This is a genomic window from Thermomonas mangrovi, assembly GCF_028201335.1.
Taxonomy (GTDB): Bacteria; Pseudomonadota; Gammaproteobacteria; order Xanthomonadales; family Xanthomonadaceae; genus Thermomonas; species Thermomonas mangrovi.
On sequence record NZ_JAPEVV010000007.1, the window covers coordinates 249,386 to 267,859 of the forward strand.

General features: G+C 72.5%; 15 protein-coding genes. 6 read left to right on the top strand and 9 right to left on the bottom strand.

All coding sequences use genetic code 11. The annotated features are described in order from the left end of the window. Window positions 1-8: 8 nt before the first annotated feature. From ON759_RS11530 to ON759_RS11540, 3 genes are read left to right on the top strand one after another with little or no spacing between them, the layout of a single operon-like run. The gene (locus ON759_RS11530; protein WP_271680533.1) at window positions 9-1,130 is read left to right on the top strand and encodes a glycosyltransferase; all 1,122 of its coding nucleotides are present in this window, start codon (window positions 9-11) and stop codon (window positions 1,128-1,130) included. Further along, the gene (locus ON759_RS11535) at window positions 1,120-2,418 is read left to right on the top strand and encodes an O-antigen ligase family protein (RefSeq protein WP_271680534.1); all 1,299 of its coding nucleotides are present in this window, start codon (window positions 1,120-1,122) and stop codon (window positions 2,416-2,418) included. The genes ON759_RS11530 and ON759_RS11535 overlap by 11 nt, the downstream gene beginning before the upstream one ends. Further along, on the top strand, window positions 2,418-3,173 hold the full coding sequence (locus tag ON759_RS11540; RefSeq protein ID WP_271680535.1) for a glycosyltransferase family 2 protein: 756 nt from the start codon (window positions 2,418-2,420) through the stop codon (window positions 3,171-3,173). The genes ON759_RS11535 and ON759_RS11540 overlap by 1 nt, the downstream gene beginning before the upstream one ends. Here ON759_RS11540 and lpxL read toward each other — a convergent pair. Further along, the gene (gene lpxL, locus ON759_RS11545) at window positions 3,152-4,084 is read right to left on the bottom strand and encodes an LpxL/LpxP family Kdo(2)-lipid IV(A) lauroyl/palmitoleoyl acyltransferase (protein WP_271680536.1); all 933 of its coding nucleotides are present in this window, start codon (window positions 4,082-4,084) and stop codon (window positions 3,152-3,154) included. The two genes, ON759_RS11540 and lpxL, sit on opposite strands and share 22 nt — an antisense overlap. A gap of 68 nt (window positions 4,085-4,152) precedes the next feature. Between lpxL and waaA the strand changes: the two genes are divergently transcribed. Further along, entirely contained in the window at window positions 4,153-5,442 is a 1,290-nt protein-coding gene (gene waaA, locus ON759_RS11550) for a lipid IV(A) 3-deoxy-D-manno-octulosonic acid transferase (RefSeq protein WP_271680537.1), read from the top strand. Between the two features lie 4 nt (window positions 5,443-5,446). On the opposite strand, the gene ON759_RS11555 is transcribed toward waaA, so the two are convergent. The 3 genes from ON759_RS11555 to ON759_RS11565 all read right to left on the bottom strand — a co-directional run bounded on the left by ON759_RS11555 (window position 5,447) and on the right by ON759_RS11565 (window position 8,317). Further along, window positions 5,447-6,781 (bottom strand): TolC family outer membrane protein, encoded by a 1,335-nt coding sequence (locus ON759_RS11555; protein ID WP_271680538.1) that lies wholly within the window; start codon window positions 6,779-6,781, stop codon window positions 5,447-5,449. Between the two features lie 45 nt (window positions 6,782-6,826). After that, window positions 6,827-7,480, bottom strand: a complete 654-nt coding sequence (locus ON759_RS11560) for a protein-L-isoaspartate O-methyltransferase family protein (protein WP_271680539.1) — start codon at window positions 7,478-7,480, stop codon at window positions 6,827-6,829. A gap of 144 nt (window positions 7,481-7,624) precedes the next feature. Next, entirely contained in the window at window positions 7,625-8,317 is a 693-nt protein-coding gene (locus ON759_RS11565; protein WP_271680540.1) for a TetR/AcrR family transcriptional regulator, read from the bottom strand. 86 nt (window positions 8,318-8,403) lie between these two features. On the opposite strand from ON759_RS11565, the gene ON759_RS11570 reads away from it, so the two are divergent. Together ON759_RS11570 and ON759_RS11575 are read left to right on the top strand one after the other, a co-directional pair. Then, on the top strand, window positions 8,404-9,519 hold the full coding sequence (locus ON759_RS11570) for an efflux RND transporter periplasmic adaptor subunit (protein WP_271680541.1): 1,116 nt from the start codon (window positions 8,404-8,406) through the stop codon (window positions 9,517-9,519). A 1-nt stretch (window position 9,520) separates the two neighbouring features. Then, window positions 9,521-12,649: an efflux RND transporter permease subunit gene (locus ON759_RS11575; RefSeq protein WP_271680542.1), complete on the top strand. Its 3,129-nt coding sequence runs from the start codon at window positions 9,521-9,523 to the stop codon at window positions 12,647-12,649. On the opposite strand, the gene leuB is transcribed toward ON759_RS11575, so the two are convergent. The 5 genes from leuB to ON759_RS11600 are packed head-to-tail and all read right to left on the bottom strand — an operon-like array spanning window position 12,650 to window position 18,440. Then, window positions 12,650-13,741, bottom strand: coding sequence for a 3-isopropylmalate dehydrogenase (gene leuB / locus ON759_RS11580; protein ID WP_271680543.1), 1,092 nt, complete (start codon window positions 13,739-13,741; stop codon window positions 12,650-12,652). It lies immediately after the preceding gene. After that, window positions 13,731-14,342: a 3-isopropylmalate dehydratase small subunit gene (gene leuD, locus ON759_RS11585; protein WP_271680544.1), complete on the bottom strand. Its 612-nt coding sequence runs from the start codon at window positions 14,340-14,342 to the stop codon at window positions 13,731-13,733. Before leuD ends, leuB begins: the two co-directional genes overlap by 11 nt. Then, window positions 14,339-15,781: a 3-isopropylmalate dehydratase large subunit gene (gene leuC, locus ON759_RS11590; RefSeq protein ID WP_271680545.1), complete on the bottom strand. Its 1,443-nt coding sequence runs from the start codon at window positions 15,779-15,781 to the stop codon at window positions 14,339-14,341. Before leuC ends, leuD begins: the two co-directional genes overlap by 4 nt. Further along, complete coding sequence (locus tag ON759_RS11595; RefSeq protein WP_425608479.1) at window positions 15,778-17,319, bottom strand: 2-isopropylmalate synthase; 1,542 nt, start codon at window positions 17,317-17,319, stop codon at window positions 15,778-15,780. Before ON759_RS11595 ends, leuC begins: the two co-directional genes overlap by 4 nt. Beyond that, a complete protein-coding gene (locus tag ON759_RS11600) occupies window positions 17,316-18,440 on the bottom strand; it encodes a threonine dehydratase (RefSeq protein ID WP_345780550.1) in 1,125 nt (374 codons plus the stop codon). The genes ON759_RS11595 and ON759_RS11600 overlap by 4 nt, the downstream gene beginning before the upstream one ends. Window positions 18,441-18,474 lie beyond the last annotated feature (34 nt).

The window sequence follows — 18,474 nt, forward strand, 5'->3', positions numbered from 1 at the left end:
CGCGGGCGATGCGCCGCCTGACCGTGGTGCAACTGCTGCCGGCCCTGGATGCCGGCGGCGTCGAGCAATCCACCCTGGAGATCGCCGACGCGCTGGTGCGCGCCGGGCATCGCGCGATCGTGGTGTCCGCCGGCGGGCGCCTGCAGGCGCCGCTGGAGGCCGCGGGCGCCGAACACATCCGCCTCGGTATCGGCCGCAAGTCGCCGTTGTCGCTGCGCCATGTCCCGACGTTGCGCCGGCTGTTCCGCGACCGCGGCGCGGACATCGTGCACGCGCGATCGCGGCTGCCGGCGTGGCTGGGCTGGCTCGCGCTGCGCCGGATGCCGGAGGCGGCGCGCCCACGCTTCGTGACCACCGTGCACGGGCTGAACTCCCCGTCGCGCTACAGCGCGATCATGGCCCGCGGCGAGCGCGTGGTCTGCGTTTCTGACAGCGTGCGCGCGCACGTGCTGCGGCATTACCCGGTGACCGATCCACGGCACCTGCGGGTGATCCCGCGCGGCATCGATCCGGCCGCGTTCCCGCGCATCGCCGGCCGCGACCCCGCCGCGCGCGCCGCGATCGCGGAAACGCATCCCGCGCTGGGCGGCGAGGGTCCGTTGCTGCTGTTGCCGGGGCGCGGCACCCGCCTGAAGGGCCATGCCGATGCGATCGGCCTGCTCGCGCGACTGCGCGCGGGCGGCCAGGACGCACGCCTGTGGATGCCGGGTGCGGTGCAGGACGGCCGCGATGCCTACCTCGGCGAGCTCCAGCGCCTCGCCGCCGATGCCGGGGTCGATGAGGCACTCGCGATGACCGAACCGACCGGCGGCATGGCGGCGGCTTACGCGGCCAGCGACCTGGTCCTGCAGCTGTCGCGCAAGCCGGAGGCGTTCGGGCGGACGGTGGTGGAGGCGCTCGCGGTCGGCCGGCCGGTCCTCGGCTGGGCGCATGGCGGGGTGGGCGACCTGCTGGCGGAACTGCAGCCCGCGGGCGCGGTGCCGCCGTTCGATGCCGCTGCATTGGCCGAGGCCGCGGGCCGCCTGCTGGCGCGTCCGCCGCAGCCACCGGCTACGATGCCCTACACGCTGGCCGCGATGCAGCAGGCGACGCTGGCGCTCTACGGGGAGATGGTGGGCGATGCAGGCTGAGGCCACGCAGGCGGGGCCGGGATGGCGTTGGTCGCCCGCGTGGGTGCTGGGCTTCGTCGCGCTGTGGCCGGCGCCGGGCATCGCCGAAGCGGTGTTGGCGCTGGGCGCGATCGTCGGCATCGCGCACCTGGTGCAGGCCCGCTTCCGCGGCAGCGTCGACCTGTTGAGCGGTCCGGCGTGGGCGCTGACGTCGGTCTTGTTCCTGGCCTATTGGCTGCCGGAGGCGGTGTCGGCGATCGACGCCGCGGATCGCCTGCGCGCCCTGCGCGAGGCCGCGGTCGACCTGCGCTACCTGCCTTTCCTCTGGATCGTGGCGTCCGCGGTGGCCGACGACCGTGGGCGTCGCCGCACGTTCGCGGGCCTCGCGCTGATCGCCGCGGCGTGGACGCTCGATGCGCTGGTGCAGGCGGCGAGCGGGACCAGCCCGCTGTTCTTGGCCATCGATGCCGCCAAGCAGGCGGTCAGCGGTCGACCGATGTGCACGCCGGCCCAGGTGGCGGCACTCGACCGGCTGAGCGGGGTGCTCGGGCCCTGCAACCTCAAGTTGGGGATCGTGCTGGCGAGCCTGTCGCCGTTCCTGCTGGCGGTCGCCGGCCAACGCTTCGGCCGGATCGGCTGGCTGCTGGCCGCGGTCCTCGCCGGCCTGGTGATCCTGCTGGCGGGTGCGCGCGCGGCGTGGATCACCTATGCATTGGTCCTGGTCTGGAGCGGATGGCGTGTCCTTGGCGGCCGGCGCCTGTTCGCGGTCCTGTTGCTCGGCGTCGGCCTGCTGGGGGGGCTGGCAGTGGTCTCGCCGCCGGTCGCCGAGCGCCTGCACCGCAGCGCGATCGCGCTGACCGGCGAACCACAGGGCATCGACCATGCCTTGTCCGGGCGCACGCGGATCTGGTCCGCGGCCACGTGCATGCTGCGCGCGCATCCGTTCAACGGCGTCGGCGCACGCGGGTTCCGCGAGGCGTTCCCGGCCTGCGATCCGGGTGCCGGTCGGCTGGCGGCGTGGGGCGAGGGGCCGGCCCTGCATGCCCACCAGCTCGTGCTGGAGATCCTCAGCGAGACCGGCCTGTTCGGTTTCCTGATGTGGCTGTCGGGGGCCGCGATGGCGTGGCGGGCGTGGCGCTACGCTGGCGCGCGGTCGCGGGAGGATGCCCGCCCGGCGATGGTCGCCTTGGCCGTGTCGCTGTTCCCGCTCAATACCCACCTGGCGGTGTATTCGACGTTCTGGGGCGGTGCATTGCTGCTGCTGGCTGCGTTGTACGCGGGCAGCCTGCTCGGGCGCGAGGAGCCGTGATGCCGCGTGTCTCCGGCGTCGTCACCACGCTGGACAACGGCGCCACCCTCGACGCCTGCCTCGCCAGCCTCGCGTGGTGCGACGAGCGAGTGGTGCTGGATTCCGGTTCGGCCGACGCGACCCTGGCCATCGCGGCACGGCACGGCGCGCGCATCGCCCAGCAGCCGTTCGCGGGCTACGGCCCGCAGAAGCAGGCGGCGATCGACCTGGCCAGCGGCGACTGGATCCTGTTGCTGGATGCCGACGAGCACCTGACCGATGCCGGGCGTGCCACGATCCAGCGCGAACTCGCTGCGCCGCGCGCCGACGGCTATCGCCTGCCGCGGCAGGAGTGGCTGTTCTGGCGCTGGGCGCACCCGCGCAGCCGGGCCAACTGGCAGCTGCGGTTGTTCCGCAAGACCGTTGGGCGCATGAATGCCGTGCCGGTGCATGCCGCGCCGATCGTCGACGGGCGCGTGCTGGACCTGCCGGCGCCGTTCCGCCATTACGGCGAGCCGACCCTGGCCGACCGCGTCGACAAGGTGAACCGCTACTCCACCGGGTTGGTGGCGCACAAGCGCGGAAAGCGCATCCGCTTCATGGCCCTGCGGCTGCTGCTCTACCCGACGGTCGCCTTCCTCAAGCTGTACCTCGGCAAGCGCTATTTCCTGGGCGGGTGGGCCGGTTACTTCGCCGCGCGCACGCAGGCGTTCTACGCCTTCCTGAAGTACGCCAAGGTGCTGGAAGCGCGGCGTCAGGACGCGTCGGCGGAGTAACGCGACGGGGCACCCTCGGGCTGCCGCTTGAAGCGGCGGTGCAGCCACAGGTATTGGGTCGGCGCCTCGCGCACCATCGCCTCGATCGCGGCGTTCACCGCCGTGCTGTCGGCCACCGCGTCGTCGGTCGGGAACGGCGCCAGGGGCTCGGCGATGCGCAGCACGTAGCGGTCGACCTCGCGCCGGTGGAAGAACGGCACCACCGCGCACCCGGTCAGGCGCGCGAACTGGTGGGTCGCGGTGATCGTGGCCGCGGGGATCCCGAAGAACGGGGCGAACACCGTGTCCTTGCCGCGCATGTCCTGGTCGGGCGCGTACCACAGCAAGCCGCCGCGCTTGAGGTGGCGCAGGGCGCCGCGCGTGTCGTTGTTGGCGAACATCGCACTGGCGTAACGCAGGCGCCCGCGCAGCACCGCCCATTCCATCACCGGGCTGCGATGGCGGCGGTACATGCCGGCCAGCGGCACGTGGTCGCACAGCAGGCGCCCGCACATTTCCAGGGTCATGAAATGCCCCGAGACCATCAGCACCCCGCGGCCCTCGGCCTGCAGGCGCCGCAGGATGTCGAGACCGTCGATGCGCACGTTGGCGCGCATCGGCGCGGCATCCCCCCACCAGGCCCGCGCGAATTCGAACAGGCCGATGCCGACGTCGCGGAAGTTCCCGCGCAGCAACGCGTCGCGCGCGTCGGCGTCCAGTTCGGGCAGGCACAGGGCGAGGTTGGTGCGGGCGGCCTCGCGCCGGCTGCGCGCAAGGCGGAAGGCGAGCGCGCCGACCAGCGCGCCCAGCGCGCGCTGCAGGCCCCAGGGCAGCCGGGCCATCGCCACGCACAGGCCCACGCCCAGCCAGACCGGCCAGTGGCGTGGCCCGCGCGGCGGCAATGCGGGAGGGGTGGGTGCCGGGTTCGACATCCGGCGATTCTAAGTGGCCGGCGTGCATGCAGGGTGGGTGGCCACCGGCGCTCCGGTATCCTGTGCGGATGCGTGTGGACTTCACCGAACGCGTGCTGCGCGGCCTGTACTCGGCCACCCTGTACGTGCTGGCGCCGATCACCCTCTACCACCTGATCTGGCGCGGCTTCCGCCAGCGTGCGTACTTCAAGCGGTGGAACGAGCGGTACGCCAGTTATCCCGCGGCCACCGCCGAGGCGCCGCTGTGGCTGCACGCGGTCTCGGTGGGCGAGGTGAACGCCGCCGCGCCCTTGGTGGATCGCCTGCTGCGCGAGCATCCCGGGCTGCGCATCGTGGTCACCACCATCACCCCGACCGGCTCGGAGCGCGTGCAGGCGTTGTGGGGCGAGTCCGTGGTGCATGTCTACCTGCCCTACGACCTGCCGGGTGCGGTGGGGCGTTTCCTCGCGCATTTCCGCCCCGCGCTGGCGCTGATCGTCGAAACCGAGTTGTGGCCGAACCTGTTGTTCGCCTGCCGCGACCGCGGGATCCCCAGCTTCATCCTCAATGCGCGGCTGTCGGCGCGCTCGCTGCACGGCTACCGTGTGCTGGATCCGCTGATCCGCCGGGCCTTGCGCAGCGTGCGCCTGGTCGCCGCGCAGTCCGAGGCCGATGCCGCGCGCTTCGTGCGCCTCGGCGCAGATCCGGCGCGCGTGGTGGTGACCGGCAACCTCAAGTTCGACACCCCGCCGGTCGACCACGCCGGGTTCGTCGCGGAATTCAGCGCCGGCCGCGACGGCGACGGGCCGGTGTGGATCGCGGCCAGTACCCACGAAGACGAGGAAGCCGCGGTGCTTGACGCGCATCGCGCGTTGCTCCGGCGCTGGCCCGATGCCCTGCTGCTGTGGGCGCCGCGGCATCCCGAGCGCTTCCGCGCGGTCGCGCAGCGCCTGCGCGATGCCGGGTTGCGGGTGCGCACGCGCAGCGAGGATCGCTGGCCGGGCGAGGCGCAGGCCTTCGTGATCGATACGCTTGGCGAATTGACGCGCTTCTACGCCTGCGCGCAGGTGGCATTCGTGGGCGGCAGCCTGCAGCCGGTCGGCGGGCACAACCTGCTGGAACCGGCGGCGACCCGCACCGCCATCCTCAGCGGGCCGCACCTGCACAATTTCGCCGACATCGCGCGTCGCCTGCGCGAGGCCGATGCGATGCGCGTGGTGGATGACGCGGAAGGGCTGGGCGCAGCCGTCGCCGGCCAGTTCGCCGAGCCGGAGGCCCGGGCGCGGATGACGGCGAATGCCCTGCGCCTGCTGGAACGGGGACGCGGCGCGCTGGCGCGCACCGTCGCCCTGGTCGAGCCCGCGTTGCCGCGGGCCTGAGCGTTTACTGCACGGTGCCCAGCGCCTTGGCCACCGACTCGTCGGTGGTCAGCATGCGGTTCACGTCCTCGACATCCGACACCTGCAGCGTGCCGGCGGCCTGCTCCAGGAACAGCCGGCTCAGCAGGAAGTTGTACTTGGCCTGCGCATAGGCCTGCTGCGCGGCGAGCAGGGTGCGCTGGTTGATCAGCACGTCGAGCACGGTGCGGGTGCCCACTTCGAGGCCGACCTGCGAGGCGTCGTACGCGCTTTGCGCGGACACCAGCGCCAGCCGGCGCGCCTCGACCTCGCTGATGCCGGCGACCAGGGTCTGGTAGGCATTGCGGGTGTTGCGCTCGATCGCGCGGCGGGTCTGCTCCAGGCCGTCGGCCGCGGCGTCGCGCTGGGCCAGCGAACTGCGCACGCTGGACTGGGTGGCGAAGCCGGAGAAGATCGGGATGCGCAGCGACAGGCCGACCGTGCTCGAAGGATCGTTGGCGCCGAGGTAAGGCGGATCGAACACGCCGGTCAGCGCCTTGCCGTACGAGGCGCTCAGGCCCAGGGTCGGGTAATGGCCCGAGCGCGCGGTGCCGACGTTGGCCTCAGCCGCGTCGAGCGTGGCGCGCTGCGCCTTGAGCGACGGGTTGTTCTCGATCGCGGTGGCGACCCAGGCTTCCACGTCCTGCTGGTCCGGCAGCGACGGCTTGAAGTCGTTCGGCAGGCCCTTCAGCGAGGCGACCGGGCTGCCGGTGATCTCGACCAGCGCCTGGTAGGCATCCTTGACCGCGTTGCGCGACAGGATGGTGTTGGCGCGCGCGGCGTCGTACTGGGCGCGGGCTTCATGCACGTCGGTGATCGGCGCCAGGCCGACCTCGAGGCGCTTGCTGGCGAAGTCGAACTGCTTCTTCAGCGCGGTTTCCGCAGCTTCGGCGGCGGTCAGCGTTTCCAGCTGGACCAGCACGTTGAAGTACGCGGAGGAGGTGCGCGTGATCAGGTTCAGGCCGGCCGCCTCGAGGTCGAAGCCGCCCGCACGGTCCAGCGACTTGGCCGCGCGCAGCGCGGTGTAGTTGCCGTAGTCGAACACCGACTGCTGCAGGCTCAGGCCCCAAGAACCGCTGCGCGAGCTGCCGCCCGGACCCGGGTCGCTGCGGGTCACCCCGACCGAGCCGCTCAGCTGCGGCAGCAGTGCCGCGCGCGCCTGGATCGGGCGTTCGGCGTCGATCGCGCGCTGCGATTCGGCGGCGGCGTACTGCGGGTCGCTGCTGCGCGCCTTCTGGTAGCTCTGCAGCAGGTCGTCGGCCTGCGCCGCTGCGGGCAGCAGGGCGATGGCGAGGGCGAAAGCGAGCGGGCGACGCAACATGGGGGGTCCTTTGGCGCGGGATCGGGCGTGGGGAAGGGGGGAGGACTACAGGCTGAATTCGGGGCGCGGCGCGGCGCCGGCCAGGTAGGGCAAGTCGGTTTCGAACAACGATTCGACGCGCGTGCCGTTGACGTCGCGATGCACCAGCACCGCTTCCATCGCCGGCGAACGGCCGGTCACCGCGAACAGGCGCCCGCCGGGCTTGAGCCAGGACAGGAACCGCTCCGGCACGCTCTCGACGGCGCCGGTCACGCAGATCGCGTCGAACGCCTGCGGGGCATCCCAGGCGAAGGCGTCGGCGGCCTCGACGCGCACGTTGCCGATGCCCTGCGCGGCCAATCGCGCGCGCGCGGCATCGGCAAGGTCGGCGTGGCGTTCGATGCTGACCACCTCGCGGGCGAGGCGGCCGAGGCAGGCGGCCAGGTAGCCGCTGCCGGTGCCGATCTCGAGCACCGATTCGTCGGCGCCGGGCAGCAGCGATTGCAGGGTGCGGCCCTCGAGCACCGGCTTCATCATCGCCTCGCCATGCGCCAGCGGCAGCGCGAGGTCGGCATAGGCGAGCGCGCGGTTGGCCTCGGCGACGAATGCTTCGCGCGGGAGCGTGGCGATCGCCTCGAGGACGCGTGCATCCAGCACGTCCCAGGGGCGGACCTGCTGCTCCACCATGTTTTCGCGGGCCTTGGCGTAGTCGAAGTGCATGGGTCGGGATCCGTGGCGGTCAACCAGCAATTGTAGCGGTCGGGCCCGCGTCGTTGGTGGGGAGTCTGGCTGTGTTAGCACAGTGGCACGCAGTGCCGGAAGTCACCGGCCATTCCGGCACCCGGAGCGCGCTGCGCCCGTCGCTCATGGCCGCCGCGCGCGATGCGCGGGATCGGTGCCGTAGGCGCGCAGAAACAACTCGACCACGCCGGCGACATGCTCTTCGGCGGACTCCTGCGGCTGGCCGCAGCAATAGCCGAACACGGCCTGCGCATGCGGCTCGCCCTTGAGCAGGGTGAAGAACTGCGCGGCGGCGCGCGGCGGATCCGGGATGTCGAGTTCGCCGCGGGCAATGCGGCGTTCCAGCAAGGCGGTGAAGGACGACTGCACGCGCTGCGGGCCGGCTTCCCAGAACACCGCGGGCATGTTGCTGGCGGCGACCTGCGGCGAGCACAGGATGCGGTGCCCGGCGATCGCCTCGGGGGTCATGATCATCGCGTGGAAGGCCAGCCCGATGCGGGTCAGGCGCTCGCGCAGCGGCGCGTCCTGGCCGTCCTCGAACAGCCGGGTCGGCATGCCCTGCTCGCAGTGCGCGCGCACCGCCTCCGCGAACAGGCTGTCCTTGTCGCCGAAGTGGCTGTAGACCGTCAGCTTGGACACGCCGGCCTCGGCCGCGATCTGGTCCATGCTGACGCCATCGAAGCCATGCGCGGTGAACATCCGCTTGGCGGCCTCCAGCACGGCCGCGCGCTTGCCCAGGTCCTTGGGACGGCCGGGACCGGCCACCCGGGTGGGCGGGACAGGGCGGTTCGACGCGGGCGGAGTCGGGCGTGACATCGGCGTGGAAAATAGTAGACCAATCGGTTCAGCAAATTTACTATACCGCTCGGTTCATTAACATACCCTTGCACGGGGAGCGGACGATGCACGGCAGGCAATGGCGTCTCGGAGTGGTCATGGCGATCGCGGCGCTGGCCGCGTGCGGCGGCAAGCAGGCGCCTCCGGCGCCGCCGCGCCCGGTGCTGGTGGTGCAGCCCGGCGGTGGGCCGGACCTCGCGTTCGATGCCTTCGCCGGCGAAGTGCGCGCGCGCAACGAGAACCCGCTGTCGTTCCGCATCGGCGGCAACCTCGCGCGACGCCTGGTGGATGCCGGCGATCGCGTGCGTCAGGGCCAGCTGCTGGCCGAACTAGACCCGGGCGACCAGCGCCTGCAGGCCGGTGCCGCGCAGGCGCAGGTGGCCGCCGCCGAAGCCGCGCTGCTGCGCGCCCGCGCCGACCTCGACCGCTACAAGGCGCTGGCCGACCAGCAACTGGTGAGTCGCTCCACCTACGACGCGCAACTCGCGGCCTATCGCGCCGCCGAGGGCCAGGCGCGGGCGGCGCGCGCGCAGGCCGGGGTCGCCGGCAACCAGACGGGCTACACCCAACTGCGGGCCCCGCGCGATGGCGTGATCGCCAGCCGCATGGCCGAAGCCGGGCAGACCGTCGCCGCCGGCCAGGCCATCTACATCCTGGCCGGCGATGCCGGCCGCGAGGTGCAGATCGCGCTGCCGGAAGCGCGCATCCGCGACTTCCAGGTCGGGCAGCCCGCGTTGGTCGAACTGTGGGGGCGCGCCGGCGAACGCCTGCCCGCGCGCATCCGCGAGATCGCGCCCGCCGCCGATCCGCAGGTGCGGACCTACGCCGCGCGCGTCGCGCTGGAGCCGGCCGCCGCCGCCGCGGTGGACCTCGGCCAGAGCGCGCGGGTGTACGTGCAGCAGGCCGGCCCGGCCGCCGCCCTGCGCATCCCGTTGTCGGCCCTGCAGCGCGACGAGGCCGGCCGCGCCTCGGTGTGGGTGGTGGCGCCGGGCACGCACGCCCTGCGCCGCGCGCCGGTGACCCTGGGCCCGTTCGGCGCGGACAGCGTGCCGGTGCTGTCCGGCGTGGCCGCCAGCGACTGGATCGTCGCCGCCGGTGGCCACTTGCTGCGCGAGGGCCAGGTGGTCGCGCCGGTCGACCGCGACAACCGCCCGGTCGGCGCCGCGCCCGGGGCGCGCTGACATGCGCCGCTTCAACGTCTCCGAGTGGGCGCTGGCGAACCGCTCGCTGGTGGTCTACGCGATGCTGGTGCTGGCCGTGCTCGGCGCGTGGTCCTACACCCGGCTCGGCCAATCCGAGGATCCGCCGTTCACCTTCAAGGCGATGGTGGTGCGCACGCTGTGGCCGGGCGCCACCGCGCAGGAGGTTTCGACCCAGGTGACCGAGCGCGTCGAGAAGGCGCTGATGACCACCGGCAAGTACGAGTTCATCCGCTCGTACTCGCGGCCGGGCGAGTCGCAGGTGATCTTCATGGCCCGCGACGCGATGCCCAGCAAGGGCGTGCCCGACGTCTGGTACCAGATCCGCAAGAAGGTCGGCGACATCCGCCCGACCCTGCCCGAGGGCACCGTCGGCCCGTTCTTCAACGACGAATTCGGCGACACCTTCGGCAACATCTACGCCTTGACCGGCAAGGGCTTCGACTACGCGGTGCTGAAGGACTACGCCGACCGCATCCAGCTGGCGCTGCAGCGGGTGCCCGACGTCGGCAAGGTCGACCTGGTCGGCCTGCAGGACCAGAAGGTGTGGATCGAGGTCAGCAACACCAAGCTGGCGACGCTGGGCATCCCGCTGTCCGCGGTCCAGCAGGCGCTGGCCGAACAGAACGCGGTGGTGCCGGCGGGCTTCTTCGAGACCGCGTCGGACCGCGTGCAGCTGCGGGTGAGCGGCGCGTTCCGCTCGGTCGACGAACTGCGCGAATTCCCGATCCGCGCCGGCGACCGCACGGTGCGCCTCGGCGACATCGCGACGGTGCAGCGCGGCTTCGCCGACCCGGCCGCGCCGCGCATGCGCTTCATGGGCGACGACGCGATCGGCATCGCGGTGGCGATGAAGGACGGCGGCGACATCCTGCGCCTGGGCGATGCGCTGGAATCCGAGTTCGCGCGCCTGCAACGCGCGCTGCCGGCCGGCATGGAGCTGCGCAAGGTGTCCGACCAGCCGCATGCGGTGCGCGATTCGGTCGGCGAGTTCGTGCGCGTGCTCGGCGAGGCGGTGGCGATCGTGCTGCTGGTCAGCTTCTTCTCGCTCGGCCTGCGCACCGGGCTGGTGGTCGCGGTGAGCATCCCGCTGGTGCTGGCGATGACCTTCGCCGCGATGCACTGGTTCGGCATCGGCCTGCACAAGATCTCGCTGGGCGCGCTGGTGCTGGCGCTGGGCCTGCTGGTGGACGACGCGATCATCGCCGTGGAGATGATGGCGGTGAAGATGGAGCAGGGCTTCTCGCGCCTGAAGGCCGCGGCCTTCGCCTACGAGACCACCGCGTTCCCGATGCTCACCGGCACCCTGGTCACCGCGGCCGGCTTCCTGCCGATCGCCACCGCGGCGTCGAGCACCGGTGAATACACGCGCTCGCTGTTCCAGGTGGTGACCATCGCCCTGGTGGTGTCGTGGATCGCCGCGATCCTGTTCATCCCCTACCTCGGCGACCGCATGCTGCCGGACCTGCACGACGCGCACCTCAAGCCGTCGCTGCTGCAGCGGCTGCGCGCCCGCTTCACCGGCGCGACCCTCGACGTGGCTTCGGATGCGCCGCACGACCCGCATGCCACGCCGTTCTACCGGCGCTTCCGCGGCCTGCTGGATGCCTGCCTGCGCCATCGCTGGCTGGTGATCGCGGTGACCGTGCTCGCCTTCGTCGCGTCGATCGCGCTGTTCCGCTTCGTCCCGCAGCAGTTCTTCCCGGATTCCACGCGGCCCGAACTGATGGTCGACCTGGAGCTGGCCGAGGGCGCGTCGCTGCGCGCCACCGAGGCGCAGGCCAGGAAGCTGGAGGCGATGATCGCCGGCCGCGACGGCATCGAGAATTACGTCGCCTACGTGGGCACCGGTTCGCCGCGCTTCTACCTGCCGCTGGACCAGCAGTTGCCGCAGGCCAACTTCGCCCAGTTCGTGGTGCGCGCGCGCGACGTCGCCGCCCGCGAGCAGGTCCGCGACTGGCTCACCCACGAGGTCGCGCCGCGCTTCCCCGAGATCCAGATGCGCGTGACCCGCCTGGAGAACGGCCCGCCGGTCGGCTACCCGGTGCAGTTCCGGGTCAGCGGCGAGCACATCGACCGCGTGCGCGTGCTGGCCCGGCAGGTCGAGGCCAAGGTGCGCGAGAACCCCAACGTCACCAACGTCAACCTCGACTGGGACGAGCCGAGCAAGGTCGTGCGCCTGGTCGTTGACCAGGACCGCGCGCGCGCGCTGGGCGTGAGCTCGGCGGCGCTGGCGAAGTTCCTGTCGGGGTCGCTGTCCGGGCTGCACGTCAGCACCTATCGCGAGGGCAACGAGTTGATCGAGGTGCTGCTGCGCGGCCCCGACGACGAGCGTGCGCGGCTGGACCTGCTCGGCAGCCTGGCCGTGCCCACCGCCAGCGGGCAGTCGGTGCCGCTGGCGCAGGTGGCGACGCTGGAGGACGTCTTCGAGGACGGCATCATCTGGCACCGCGACCGCCTGCCCACGGTCACCGTGCGCGCCGACATCGGCACCCGCCTGACCCCGCCGACCGTGGTCGCGCAGATCGCGCCGACGCTGGAGGACATCCGCGCGACGCTGCCCGAGGGCTACCTGCTGGCCACCGGCGGCACGGTGGAGGACTCGGCGCGCGGGCAGAACTCGATCAAGGCCGGGATGCCGCTGTTCGTGCTGGTGGTGGTGACCCTGCTGATGCTGCAGCTGCGCAGCTTCTCGCGCACCGCGCTGGTGCTGGCCACCGCGCCGCTGGGGATGATCGGGGTCACCCTGTTCCTGCTGGTGTTCCGGGTGCCGTTCGGCTTCGTGGCGATGCTCGGCACCATCGCGCTGGCCGGCATGATCATGCGCAACTCGGTGATCCTGGTGGACCAGATCGAGCAGGACATCGCCGCCGGCGCCGACCGCTGGCACGCGATCATCGAGGCCACCGTGCGCCGCTTCCGGCCGATCGTGCTGACCGCGCTGGCCGCGGTGCTGGCGATGATCCCGCTGTCGCGCTCGGTGTTCTATGGGCCGATGGCGGTGGCGATCATGGGCGGCCTGATCGTTGCGACCGCCCTGACCCTGCTGTTCCTGCCGGCGCTGTACGCGGCCTGGTTCCGCGTGCGCGAGGACGAGCCGCGCGCCGCCTGATCAGTCGCGCAGCTCCATCACCTGGCTGGGCAGCTGGAGCGCGTCGATGACTGCGTCGGTCGCCGCGCGGGTGGCCACCGTCGGCTTGCCGGCGGTGGCGATGTCGGCGGTCAGGCGGCCGTCGTCCAGCGCCTGCGACACCGCATGCTCGACCGCCTGCGCTTCCGCGTGCAGGCCCAGCGAATGCCGCAGCAGCATGGCCGCGCTGAGGATCGCCGCGTAGGGATTGGCGATCCCGCGTCCCGCGATGTCCGGCGCGGAGCCGTGGATCGGTTCGTACAGGCCGGCCTTGCCGTCGCCCAGCGAGGCGCTGGGCAGCAGGCCCAGCGAGCCGGCCAGCATCGAGGCCTCGTCGGTCAGGATGTCGCCGAACATGTTCTCGGTGACGATCACGTCGTAGGCGCGCGGGCGCGCGATCAGGTGCATCGCCATCGAATCGACCAGCTGGTGCTCGAGTTCGACGTCGGGGAATTCGTCGCGCACCACGCGCGTGGCCACGTCGCGCCACAGCCGCGAGGTCTCCAGCACGTTGGCCTTGTCGACCGAGGTCAGGCGCCCGCGGCGCGCCCGCGCCAACCCGGCCGCGACCCGCACCACGCGCTCGACCTCGGCCACCGAGTAGCGGCACAGGTCGCTGGCGGCATCGGCCTCGCGGGCCTTGTCGCCGAAGTAGATCCCGCCGGTGAGTTCGCGCACCACCACCAGGTCCACGCCCTGCAACAGGTGCGGCTTGACCGGCGAGGCGCCTAGCGTGGCCGGGTGCGGCTTCACCGGGCGCAGGTTGGCGTACAGGCCCAGCGCCTTGCGGATCGCCAGCAGGCCCTGCTCCGGGCGCACGCGTGCGTTCGGGTCGGACCACTTCGGGCCGCCGACCGCGCCGAGCAGGATCGCGTCGGCGCGCCGCGCGGCCTCCAGGGTGGCGGCCGGCAACGGCTCGCCGGTGGCGTCGATCGCGGCACCGCCGATCGCATGGGTGTGGAAGCGGAAGGCATGGCCGTGGCGGGCGGCGACGGCGCGCAGGACGTCGACCGCGGCGGCGGTGACTTCCGGGCCGATGCCGTCGCCGGGAAGGACGACGATGTCAGCGTGCATGGCGGGACTCCGGGGATGCAGGGGAAGGGAGGGCGTGGCGCTGCTCGAACGCGGCGATCGCATCGGCCTGCTTGAGCAGGTAGCCGAGCTGGTCGACGCCCTCCAGCAGGCAGGTGCGGGCGAAGGCGTCCAGCGGGAACGCGAAGGCGCGGCCATCGGGGAGGGTGACCCGGCGCGCGGCGATGTCGATCGACAGCTCGATGCCGGGCGCGTCGAGCAGTTCGTCGACGATCTCCGCCTCCAGCACCACTGGCAGCAGGCCGTTCTTCAGCGCGTTGCTGCGGAAGATGTCGGCGATCTCGCTGCTCACCACCGCGCGCAGGCCGAGGTCGACCAGCGCCCACGGCGCATGCTCGCGCGAGGAACCGCAGCCGAAGTTGCGGCCGGCCACGAGCACCTGCGCGCCGGCGTTCTCCGGCCGGTTGAACGGGAAGTCCGGATCGGGCGACCCGTTGGCGAGGCTGCGCCAGTCGCTGAAGGCATGGCGCCCGATGCCCGCGCGCTCGGTGGTGGTGAGGAAGCGCGCGGGGATGATCTGGTCGGTGTCGATGTTGCGCTCGCGCAGCACCACGGTGCGCGAGCGGATGACGGCGGCGCTCACGCGGCCTCCGTGGCGGGCGAGGCCGCAGGCAGGTCGCGCGGATCCACGATCCGCCCGGCGACCGCGCAGGCCGCGGCGACCGGCGGCGAGGCGAGCACGGTGCGCGCTCCCTTGCCCTGCCGGCCCTCGAAATTGCGGTTGCTGGTCGAGACCGCCAGTTGCCCGGCGCCGACCAGGTCGCCGTTCATCGCGATGCACATCGAGCAGCCCGGCTCGCGCCATTCGCCGCCCGCCGCGCGCACCACGTGGTCGATGCCTTCGGCCTCGGCCTCGCGCTTGACCGCCGCCGACCCCGGCACCACCAGCAGGCGCACGCCGGGATGCACGCGCCGCCCGCGCAGCACCGCGGCCACCTCGCGCAGGTCGGACAGCCGCGAGTTGGTGCAGCTGCCGACGAACACCACGTCGACCGCGCGCCCGGCGACCGCGGCGCCGGCCTCCCAGCCCATGTACTGGCGGGCCTTGGCGGCATCCTCGCCGGCATCCATCGGCACCCGCCCGGCGAGCGGCACCACCTGGCCCGGGTGGGTACCCCAGGTGATGGTCGGGCGGATGTCGCGCGCGTCGATCCGCACTTCGCGGTCGAACACCGCGCCGTCGTCGCTGTGCAGGGTCCGCCACTGCATCGCCGCGCGGTCGAAGTCGGCGCCCTTCGGCGCACGCGGGCGGCCGCGCAGGTAGTCGAAGGTAGTCTCGTCGGGGGCCACCATGCCGGCGCGCGCGCCGGCCTCGATGGACATGTTGCACAGGGTCATGCGGCCTTCCATCGACAGCGCGCGGATCGCGCTGCCGCGGTACTCGATGACGTGGCCGGTGCCGCCGTTGACCCCGATCATGCCGATCAGGTGCAGGACCAGGTCCTTGGCGGTGACGCCCGCGGCGAGCTCGCCGTCCACGGTGATCGCCATGGTCCGCGGCTTGCGCTGCAGCAGGCATTGCGTCGCCAGCACGTGGCCGACTTCGCTGGTGCCGATCCCGAACGCGAGCGCGCCGAACGCGCCGTGGGTGGCGGTGTGGCTGTCGCCGCAGACGATGGTCATGCCGGGTTGGGTCAGGCCCAGCTCCGGGCCGATCACGTGCACGATGCCGCGCTGGTCGCTGTCGAAGTCGAACAGTTCGATGCCGAAGCGCGCGGCGTTCTCGCGCAGGCGCGCCACCTGCGCCTCGGCATCCGCCGTGGCGTAGGGCAGGCGGCCGTTGGCATCGGCGGGCAGGGTCGGGGTGGAGTGGTCCAGCGTGCCGATGGTGCGCTCCGGCCGGCGCACCGGCAGGCCGCGCGCCGCTAGTTCGGCGAAGGCCTGCGGCGAGGTCACTTCGTGCACCAGATGCAGGTCGATGTACAGCACTGCCGGTGCATCCTCGCGCTCGGCGGCGACCAGGTGCGCATCCCACAGTTTGTCGAACAGCGTGCGCGGCGGCGCGGCAGCGTTGCGGCTCATGCGACCACCGCCTCGCGCAGCGGCTGGCGCTCGCGCAGTACCCGGTTGGCGACGTCCAGCCAGGCGATCGCGCTGGCCTGCAGGACGTCGCGGCTGGTGCCCTGGCCGGTGACCAGCTCGCCGTCGATGCGTGCGCTGAGGTTCGCTTCACCACGCGCGTCCGCGCCCATGCCCATGCTGTGGACCTCGTAGGTCTCCAGCACGAAGCCGACGCCGGTCGCGTGCGAGAGCGCCGCGAACAGCGCCTCGACCGGCCCCTCGCCCTCGGCGCCCTGGGTCACGTGGCGACCGGAAGGATCGGACAGCTCGACCCGTGCATGGGCGGCGCCGCCTTCGTCGGCCAGGCGCATGCCGGCGATCCGCCAGCCCTGGCCGAAGGCTTCGCCCTCCACCAGCCGCTGCAGGTCGCGGTCGGTGACCACGTGCTGGGTCTGGGTCAGCGCCTTGGCGTCGACGATCAGCTGGTCCAGTTGCGCATCGTCGAGCACGTAGCCGAGCCGGCGGACGCGGTCGGCCACCGCCGCGCGCCCGCTGTGCCGTCCCAGCACCAGCTGCGAGTCCTCCCAGCCCACGTCCTGCGGCCGCATGATCTCGTAGGTGTCGCGGTGCTTGAGCATGCCGTGCTGGTGGATGCCGGACTCGTGGGCGAAGGCGTTCAGGCCGACGATCGCCTTGTTGCGTTGCACCTGCATGCCGGTGATCCGCGACAACAGCCGCGAGGTCGCCAGCAGCTTGCGCGTGTCCAGCCCGGTGTCGGCGCCGTAGTAGGCGCCACGCACCTTCAGCGCCATCGCCAGCTCCTCCATCGCGGCGTTGCCGGCGCGTTCGCCGATCCCGTTGATGGTGCATTCCACCTGGCGCGCGCCGCCCTCGATCGCGGCCAGCGAATTCGCCACGCCCAGGCCGAGGTCGTCGTGGCAGTGCGCGCTGAACACCACGCGCTCGGCGCCGCGCACGTGGCTGCGCAGGTAGTCGAACAGCGCGCGCATGTCCCCGGGGGTGGCGTAGCCCACGGTGTCGGGCACGTTGAGGGTGGTGGCGCCGGCCTCGATCGCGGCCTCGAACACCTCGACCAGGAATTCGCGTTCGGTGCGGGTCGCATCCTCGGCGGAGAATTCGACGTCGTCCACGTGCAGGCGGGCACGCGAGACGCCCATCACCGCGTGCTCGAGCACCTGCGCGCGGCTCATGCCCAGCTTGTGCTGGCGATGCAGCGGGCTGGTGGAGATGAAGACGTGGATGCGCGGGGCGTGCGCATGTTGCAGGGCACCGGCGCACGCATCGATGTCGGCCGGGTGGCAGCGGGCCAGCGCGGCGATGGTGCAGGCGCGGATCTCGCGGGCGATGGTCTGCACCGCGCTGTAGTCGGCGGGCGAGCTGTTGGGGAAGCCGGCCTCGATCACGTCGACGCCGAGCTCCTCGAGCGCGCGCGCGAAGGCGACCTTCTGCGCGGCGCCCATGGTGAAGCCGGGCGATTGTTCGCCATCGCGCAGGGTGGTGTCGAAGATGCGGATGCGGGCGGGGGTGGAGACGGTCACGTGGGGCAGTCCTCGAAACGTGCGGCAGGGGCGGAAGGCGGGGTGGCGTGGCGTGCGGCCGCCGCCGGCCTAAGTCGCGACGCCCCCGCGCGTGCTTCCGCGATGTCCAGCACCGGGCCATCGACGGCCCAGGCAGCCGGCGCTTCCTGCACCCGCCGACGTGGCTTGCGCGGCGGGCGCGGGCGGATGTCGCGCAGCAGCGCGGCCAGCACGCCGGCATCCAGGTTGCCGCCGGAGACCACCGCGCACTTGCGCTTGCCGGGCACGCGGCGCCCCGCGGCCAGGGCCAGCGCACCGGCGCCCTCGGCGATCACGTGCTCCTCCAGCGCCAGCCGCACCAGGGTTTCGCGCAACTCCGCCTCGCGCACGATGACGATGTCGTCCAGCAGCGGCTGCAGCACGGCGCGGGTCAATTGGCCGGGATCGCGCACGCGCACGCCGTCGGCCAAGGTGGCCACCGGCTCGCGCACGCCGGCGTCGCCGCGCAGGGCGCGCGCCATCGCGTCCACGCCCTCCACCTGCGCGCCGACCAGCTTCACGCCTTGCGACACCAGTGCCAGTGCCACGCCCGCGGCCAGCCCGCCGCCGCCGATCGGCACCAGCACCACGTCCGGCATCAGTGGCGCCAGCTCCAGCCCGACGGTGCCCTGGCCGGCGATCACGTCGGGATCGTCGAACGCGGGCAGCAGCCGGTAGTCGTGCTGCGCCGCCAGCTCGGCGGCGAACGCCTTCGCCTCGTCATAGCTGTCGCCGTGCAGGCGCACCGTGGCGCCCCAATGCGCGACGCCGGCGACCTTGGTCTCGGGCGCGGTGCGCGGCATCACCGTGATCGCCGGCATGCCCAGCCGGTACGCGGCCCAGGCCAGGCCCTGCGCGTGGTTGCCGGCGGACGCGGCGATGGTGGGGCGGTGGTCGCCGCGCTCGCGCGCGACCAGCAACGCGTTCATCGCGCCGCGCACCTTGTAGGAACCGGTGCGCTGCAGGTTCTCCAGCTTCAGCCAGCAGCCGAAGCGTTCGGCGTAGTGCAGCGGCGTCGGGTTGAGGTAACGGCGCAGCCGCGCCTGCGCCGCCAGCACGTCGCTGGCGGTCACCTGCGCGGCGCGGGCTACCGAATCGTCCATCAGGCGACGGCCGGCCGGTCGCCGCGCGCGGCAT

Coding starts and splice junctions, on each gene's coding strand:
- ON759_RS11555 (WP_271680538.1), bottom strand. CDS start 6,781: ATGTTGCGTCGCCCGCTCGCTTTCGCCCTCGCCATCGCCCTGCTGCCC.
- ON759_RS11540 (WP_271680535.1), top strand. CDS start 2,418: ATGCCGCGTGTCTCCGGCGTCGTCACCACGCTGGACAACGGCGCCACC.
- ON759_RS11530 (WP_271680533.1), top strand. CDS start 9: ATGCGCCGCCTGACCGTGGTGCAACTGCTGCCGGCCCTGGATGCCGGC.
- leuB (WP_271680543.1), bottom strand. CDS start 13,741: ATGCACGCTGACATCGTCGTCCTTCCCGGCGACGGCATCGGCCCGGAA.
- ON759_RS11565 (WP_271680540.1), bottom strand. CDS start 8,317: ATGTCACGCCCGACTCCGCCCGCGTCGAACCGCCCTGTCCCGCCCACC.
- ON759_RS11570 (WP_271680541.1), top strand. CDS start 8,404: ATGCACGGCAGGCAATGGCGTCTCGGAGTGGTCATGGCGATCGCGGCG.
- waaA (WP_271680537.1), top strand. CDS start 4,153: ATGCGTGTGGACTTCACCGAACGCGTGCTGCGCGGCCTGTACTCGGCC.
- leuC (WP_271680545.1), bottom strand. CDS start 15,781: ATGAGCCGCAACGCTGCCGCGCCGCCGCGCACGCTGTTCGACAAACTG.
- lpxL (WP_271680536.1), bottom strand. CDS start 4,084: ATGTCGAACCCGGCACCCACCCCTCCCGCATTGCCGCCGCGCGGGCCA.
- ON759_RS11600 (WP_345780550.1), bottom strand. CDS start 18,440: ATGGACGATTCGGTAGCCCGCGCCGCGCAGGTGACCGCCAGCGACGTG.
- ON759_RS11560 (WP_271680539.1), bottom strand. CDS start 7,480: ATGCACTTCGACTACGCCAAGGCCCGCGAAAACATGGTGGAGCAGCAG.
- ON759_RS11535 (WP_271680534.1), top strand. CDS start 1,120: ATGCAGGCTGAGGCCACGCAGGCGGGGCCGGGATGGCGTTGGTCGCCC.
- ON759_RS11575 (WP_271680542.1), top strand. CDS start 9,521: ATGCGCCGCTTCAACGTCTCCGAGTGGGCGCTGGCGAACCGCTCGCTG.